This window comes from Bacteroidales bacterium, from assembly GCA_035342335.1.
Classification (GTDB): Bacteria; Bacteroidota; Bacteroidia; order Bacteroidales; family JAGONC01; genus JAGONC01.
Genome location: DAOQWY010000026.1, coordinates 38,127 through 44,555 on the forward strand (window position 1 = coordinate 38,127; position 6,429 = coordinate 44,555).

Here is a 6,429-nt window from a genome sequence, read left to right on the forward strand (position 1 = left end):
GAGTGCAAAAGTAGGAATATTTTTTTAATCAGCAAATGTTTATGGAAAAATATTATGAGCTGCAAGCTGCAAGCTGCCGGCTGCCTACTGCTGACCTGAACCATACTCCGCATGATCTCCCTGGAAACGGAATCCCACTCGCTTTCCTGTCTTGATGAGCAAGCTGTCGAGGGCCGTGCGCATCTCATCAACGGTGACTTCCTTGACTGCATCGAAAGGAGGGGTTAACAGGTCAAAATTGATCGTATAGAGGATGGATGACTCTATGATCTGCCGGGCTGCTTGCTTGTTCATGACCGCATTGCCGAAATTATTGAATAAAAAGCCGATCTCCCGTTTCCCTTCTATGAAGTAATGCATGTCCTTGTTGATAAAGACTCTTCCGATGAGGTAACCAATGTCGTTGATGCGGTTGTATTTGAATGAGTCTGCAAGAAAATTGTAAATATGGATCACCCCGCAGAAGGAGCGTTCCTTATTCTCTTTCACATAGGGCGTCTTCATCACCTCGTGATACCTGGAAAATTCAAAAACATTGGTATGCATGACAAACAGAAGGACATCCCCGGCGAATTTCAGTTCCATTTGAAATTCACCCTTATCCGTGAATTCGAAGGGGATGATGGATTTGTCGCGTCTGGTTTTCTGCGTGTAATCCTCAGCCATATCGCGGATCAACACCTTGAATTCCTGAAAGGTCTGGTGCGTGTTTCGGTAAACCTGCTGCTTGAGGGCGCCCTTTTGGATCAGGGCGTCGAACATCTCATCGTATTTTCCTTTTGCTGTCATGATTTCAACTGTTCTGAATTATTCCGGATCCGTAGAACCGGCCTGGTCATTCTATTCAAAAGTGAATGAGAGCTGGAACATTTTGGATCTCAATTGATCGATCGATTCGGTGTACAGGTTCCCCTCTCTTTCAATGATGTTGAAAAGTCCATAGGACATTTTAAGCTCTATTCCAAATTTGAAGTATGCCGTATAAAAATCGCATCCCACACCTGCCTCACCCAGCAGGTCACTCTTATTCAGTTTGACATGTTTATTGGTGCTGCTGTCTTTCATCCGTTTTGACTCCTTGGCAAGGTCAAGGGTGTACATGACACCTCCCAGGACATAAATCCTGGAATTCTGCAGCCGCATGGCTTTGTATTTCAGATGCAGGGGGACTTCAACAAGCGTCGAATATATTTTCTTGTTGATCGTGTCCATAAAGAAAACTCCTGGATCTTTATATGTATTATTGCGTTCCACATAATAGATCAGGTCTCTTTCGCCGAAGGCCAGGCTGGGGATCAATCTCAGGTCAAAATATTCCCCGAGCCGGAGGTTGGAAACAATTCCGATGGTAAATCCCGGATAATATTTATGTGCAATGGAGTCAACCCGGGCAGCATCTGACTCCTCCCGGTCGGGTATGGCGGATTTCGGAAACCAGACCGTATCAATGCCCGGGACGGGTTTTACCGTAAAGAACATCTGGTTCATGGCCAGAACGAAGCCGAAATGGTATGGAGCGTAGTCGAATTTCTGCAGGTTGGGTACTTTATTGACCTGGGTGGTGCCATTCCACGAGGACAGCATCAACACGACCAGCAATCGGAGGGATATGGGTGCTACAACCTTCAATGATTCAAGTTTGAATTCCTTTACAAAACGACTCCGGAGTAGATTTATTTCTTAAATAAAGCCGCAAAGGTATCTATTTTCCGCAATCTAGGAATTCAATCCCATCATTTCTTCCATCAGCTTCACCCGGTCGACCGGTACGACCCCGATGGATTCGCACACCAGACCTCCGGCAAGATTGGAGATCGTTGCGATCTCCAGGGGATTCATTTTCAGTGCCAGGCAGAGGGCTGCCACGCTGATCACCGTATCACCGGCTCCGGATACATCGGCGATCGTCCGCACATATGCAGGGACCGAATGGGTGATATAGGAATGCTCACCCAGTCTTGAACTGATAAACACGCCTTTTTCGGAAAGCGTGACCAGCATGTTGTCGATTCCCTGGTTTTTCTGAAAAGCCTGAACAGCCTCCCGTAAAAGGTCCGTATCATCAGGGTCGAAATCTATTTTCAATCCTTCGATGAGCTCCTTCAGGTTGGGCTTGAAAAGGTTTACGTTCCTGTATTCATTGAAATTTTTTTTCTTGGGATCAACGGCAACCGGAATATGAAGCTCTCCGGCCCGATGGGTGATTTTTTGTATCGCCCTGGCACTCATCACTCCCTTGTTATAATCCTGGATGATGACGACATGGATGGGGTATGTCTTTAAAAGGGAGTTAAAGCATTGGATCAGTTCATCCGCTTCTTTGGTGTTGAGTTCGGTGTCGGTTTCTTCATCCACCCTGAGCATCTGGTAATTGTTTCCGATGACTCTGAACTTGGTGGTGGTGATCCGTTCCTTGCTTCTGACGATCCCTTTTGTGAAAAGATTTTCCTTTTCCAGCAGCTGTATGAATTCATCGGCTTTGCTGTCGCTGCCGATGACCGAGCACAGGATGGGTTTTCCACCCATTGCTTTGACATTCAGGGCTACATTGGCTGCACCTCCCAGCAGGCTGGCCCGCCGGTTCACCGTGACGATCGGCACCGGCGCTTCAGGTGAGATCCTTTCCACTTTACCCCAGATATAGGAGTCAATCATCACATCGCCGATGATGAGCACATTCAGCCCGGTGATGTCCGTGAAATATTTTTTTATGTCCTTTTCTCTCAGCATATGATCGGATTCCTGATGACCGGTCTCTTAATGAAGTTGTGATACTGCCGCATTCAGCCGCGATATGGCTTCCTGAAGCTTTGATGTGGATGTGGCGTAGGAGATCCTTACGCAGGTGGGATCTCCGAAGGCAGTTCCCGGCACCATGGCAACAAATGCCTTGTCGAGAAAGTAGTTGCACAGGTCATCACTGGTCTTGATCTGGTAGTTTTCGAATCTTTTACCGAAAAGTTTTTTGACGTTTGGAAAAACATAAAAGGCTCCCTCCGGAACATTTGTTTGAAATCCGGGAATTTTACCGAGTTCAGCGATCACCAGGTCACGTCGTTCTTTAAAGGCGTTGACCATCCTCTGAAGGTCATTGCTTTGCCCGGGATCGATCAGCAGGGCTCTTAGGGCGGCTCTTTGAGCAATGCTGCTGGCGCCGGAGGTCATCTGGCCCTGTAATTTTTCACACGCTGCGGCGATTTGGCGGGGCGCTCCCAGGTAACCCAGCCTCCAGCCAGTCATGGCAAATCCTTTGGAAACACCGTTCACCGTGACAACCCTGTCGCGGATGAAATCAAACTGTGCCATACTGGCGTGACCACCCGTAAAATTGATGAGTTCATAAATTTCATCCGAAATGATGTAGATTTCTTCGTGGCGGGAGAAGACTTCAGCCAGGGCCTGCAGCTCTTTTTCCGTGTAAACGGACCCTGAAGGATTGCAGGGGCTGGAGAAGATCATCAGGCGGGTTCGGTCGGTGATGGCCTGTTCGATCTGCTGTGGTGTGACCTTAAAGTCATTTTCAATCAGTGCTGGAACAAAGACGGGAGTGCCTTCCGCCAGCTTTACCAGCTCCCGGTAACTGACCCAGTAGGGGGTGGGGAGCAGGACTTCATCGCCCGGATTGACAAGGCAAAGCACGGCATTGGCTATCGCATGCTTTGCACCTGATGAGACCACGATCTGTTCAGGCGTATAGTCAAGGTTGTTGTCCCGTTTGAACTTCAGGCAGATGGCATCCCGCAGATCCTTGTAACCCGGTACGGGGGAATAAAAGGTATAATTAAGATCAATGGCTTCAACGGCTGCTTGCTTGATGCTGTCGGGTGTATAAAAATCAGGTTCACCAATGCTCAGGTTGATCACTTGTTTGCCCTGCGCGGCCAGTTCCCTGCTGCGCTTTGCCATCGCAAGGGTTTCAGATTCAGCCAGCTGGTTCACTCTGTCGGATAATCGTATCATTCCCAATGCATTATTAATGATCTTATGGTATTGTTAGCGTGTGAACAAAGGTAGGGAAAATAATCTTTCAGAATGATTATCTTTGGCGCACAAATAATAACGATGGTATGGAAACCTTTCTTGACATCAGTAAATACATTCTGCCTTCACTGATCGTGCTGCTCACGGCTTACCTTCTGGTACGCTCTTTCCTGGAAAACGATCAAAGGAAGAGGGAAGCCCGGAAAGAGGAAGAACAGGACAAGGCCATCATCCCGTTGCGCTTGCAGGCCTATGAACGGATGCTTCTTTTTCTTGAGCGGATGGCCCCTGCCAACCTGGTTCTTCGTGTCTCGAAACCGGATTTGACTGCCGAACAGCTTCAATCCGTGCTGTTGCGCACGATCAGGGAGGAATTTGATCATAACCTCACGCAACAGCTCTATCTGTCAGATGAAGCCTGGGGGCGGATCAAGAATGCAAAGGAAGACATGGTCAGGATGATCAATGTAGCCAGCAGCCGAACCGAACCAGATTCACCTTCCCACGAACTGGCTTCGGCATTGTTTGACGAATTGCTGAACGCACAAGATCGTCCGGCCGAAAAAGCATTGACTTATCTCAAGAAAGAATTCAGGGAAATGATGAATCAAAAAAACGTTTAATTTTGGCGTTCTGATGTTTTTTTCTTCAGAAATTCCAGTGTGGGAACTCACCGTACATCATTTATCGGCGCCGCCGCAGTCAGCATGGCCGCCGTTCTCTGGGGATTGGATGGTATCGTCCTGACGCCACGTTTGTATAATCTGAATATCGGTTATGTGGTGTTCGTGCTTCACCTGATTCCGTTTGGGATCATGAATCTGTTCATGTTCGGCGAATACCGCCACCTTCAGCGGTTCACCGCCGGTGATGCTTTCTATATCTGCCTGGTGGCCCTGACCGGTGGCGTCATCGGAACTTTGGCCATCGTAAAGGCACTTTTTTTGGTCAATTTCCAGGACCTGACCATCATCGTCCTGCTTCAAAAATTCCAGCCGGTTTTTGCCATCACACTTTCTGCTCTTTTGCTGAAGGAAGCCATCCGTAAAGATTTTCTGGTTTGGGCTTTGATGGCCATTTTCGCCGGTTATTTTTTGACCTTCGGGTGGGCAAGACCCGACTTTTCAACCGGTTCCAAAACGGTGCATGCCGCGCTGTTCGCGCTGCTGGCTGCTGCTTCCTTCGGAAGTTCGACCGTTTTAAGCAAGAAGATCCTTATAAAGTTTGATTTCAGGACAGCAACGTTTTACAGGTATGGATTAGCCGCCCTCTTTATGCTTTTTTATGTCATCGGTGCAGGCCAGTTGGATCAAATCAGGGTCACTACTCCTTTCAACTGGATGATATTCATTGTTATCGCTTTTACAACCGGATCGGGCGCCATTTTCCTGTACTATTACGGACTAACGCGCATCAGAGCCATCGTCGCTTCCATTTGTGAACTTTTCTTTCCGCTTTCAGCGATCCTTTTCGATTACATTTTTAATGGCAACATCCTTTCCCCTGTTCAATGGATCAGTGCAGGGGTGATGGTCTTCGCCATTTTCAATCTTAATCGCACCTCTGCTTAGTTACTGTGCTCAAATTCCCGGAGGTCTTCCATTAGCTTTTTGCGTGTAAAGAAGATACGGCTTTTGACCGTTCCGATCGAAAGGTCGAGTGCTTCAGCGATCTCTTTGTATTTGAATCCATTCGTATGCATTTCAAACGGGCGCCGGTGACTTTCCTCCAGCCGTGCGATGCGCTGAAGGATATCATTCACATGCATTCTGCTTTCAGCGGATTCTTCCTCCGACGACATGGAACTGTTCAGATAGTAAAGATCATCCGTGGTATCCACCATGGTGTTGGCCTTGGCATTCCTGCGGTAGTTATTGATGAAGGTATTCTTCATGATGGTGTAAGCCCACGCCTTCAGGTTTGTGCCGGATTGGAACTGTTCGCGGTGGGTGAGCGCCTTGACGAACGTGTCCTGTACGAGATCCTTTGCGTCTTCCTGATTGGAGGTCAACAAAATGGCAAAATAGTTCAGGTTTTCCTTCAACCCAAGGAGCTTATAGTTGAATTCGATCTGTGTCATGGCTTTAATTTGTTTAATTATTGTTTAATAATTACGCAGCAAAATTAAACAGAAATGAAACACAAACCTATAATTTTCTGAAAAAAAATCTTAAAAATTTGTTAAAAAAAGTAAATGATTGATGTTTAGGGATGTCCGGACGGGATTATTTTATCATATGGAGGGTTTAATATGGGAGGGAAAAGGTTGTACAAAGGCACAAAGGCACAAAGGCACAAAGGCACAAAGGCACAAAGGCACAAAGGCACAAGGGCACAAGGCACAAAGGCACAGAGGCACAGAGGCACAGAGGCACAAAGGCACAGAGGCACAGAGGCACAGAGGCACAAAGGCACAAAGGCACAAAGGCACAAAGGCACAAAGGCACA

The 6,429-nt window shown here is 47.4% G+C and carries 7 protein-coding genes; 2 read left to right on the forward strand and 5 right to left on the reverse strand.

What is annotated here, in order from left to right:
- Positions 1 to 84: 84 nt before the first annotated feature.
- From PKI34_11500 to PKI34_11515, 4 genes are all read right to left on the reverse strand, one after another.
- Positions 85 to 789, reverse strand: a complete 705-nt coding sequence (locus PKI34_11500; GenBank protein ID HNS18433.1) for a hypothetical protein — start codon at positions 787 to 789, stop codon at positions 85 to 87.
- 51 nt (positions 790 to 840) lie between these two features.
- The gene (locus PKI34_11505; protein ID HNS18434.1) at positions 841 to 1,629 is read right to left on the reverse strand and encodes an outer membrane beta-barrel protein; all 789 of its coding nucleotides are present in this window, start codon (positions 1,627 to 1,629) and stop codon (positions 841 to 843) included.
- An 87-nt stretch (positions 1,630 to 1,716) separates the two neighbouring features.
- Entirely contained in the window at positions 1,717 to 2,730 is a 1,014-nt protein-coding gene (locus PKI34_11510) for a bifunctional ADP-heptose synthase (GenBank protein HNS18435.1), read from the reverse strand.
- A gap of 27 nt (positions 2,731 to 2,757) precedes the next feature.
- Positions 2,758 to 3,960, reverse strand: coding sequence for a pyridoxal phosphate-dependent aminotransferase (locus PKI34_11515; GenBank protein ID HNS18436.1), 1,203 nt, complete (start codon positions 3,958 to 3,960; stop codon positions 2,758 to 2,760).
- Positions 3,961 to 4,067: 107 nt separating this feature from the next.
- On the opposite strand from PKI34_11515, the gene PKI34_11520 reads away from it, so the two are divergent.
- Together PKI34_11520 and PKI34_11525 are read left to right on the forward strand one after the other, a co-directional pair.
- Entirely contained in the window at positions 4,068 to 4,604 is a 537-nt protein-coding gene (locus PKI34_11520; GenBank protein ID HNS18437.1) for a hypothetical protein, read from the forward strand.
- Positions 4,605 to 4,643: 39 nt separating this feature from the next.
- Positions 4,644 to 5,552, forward strand: coding sequence for a DMT family transporter (locus PKI34_11525; GenBank protein HNS18438.1), 909 nt, complete (start codon positions 4,644 to 4,646; stop codon positions 5,550 to 5,552).
- Here the strand turns inward: PKI34_11525 and PKI34_11530 are convergent.
- Positions 5,549 to 6,061 (reverse strand): RNA polymerase sigma factor, encoded by a 513-nt coding sequence (locus tag PKI34_11530; GenBank protein HNS18439.1) that lies wholly within the window; start codon positions 6,059 to 6,061, stop codon positions 5,549 to 5,551. The genes PKI34_11525 and PKI34_11530 overlap by 4 nt on opposite strands.
- Positions 6,062 to 6,429: the final 368 nt, after the last annotated feature.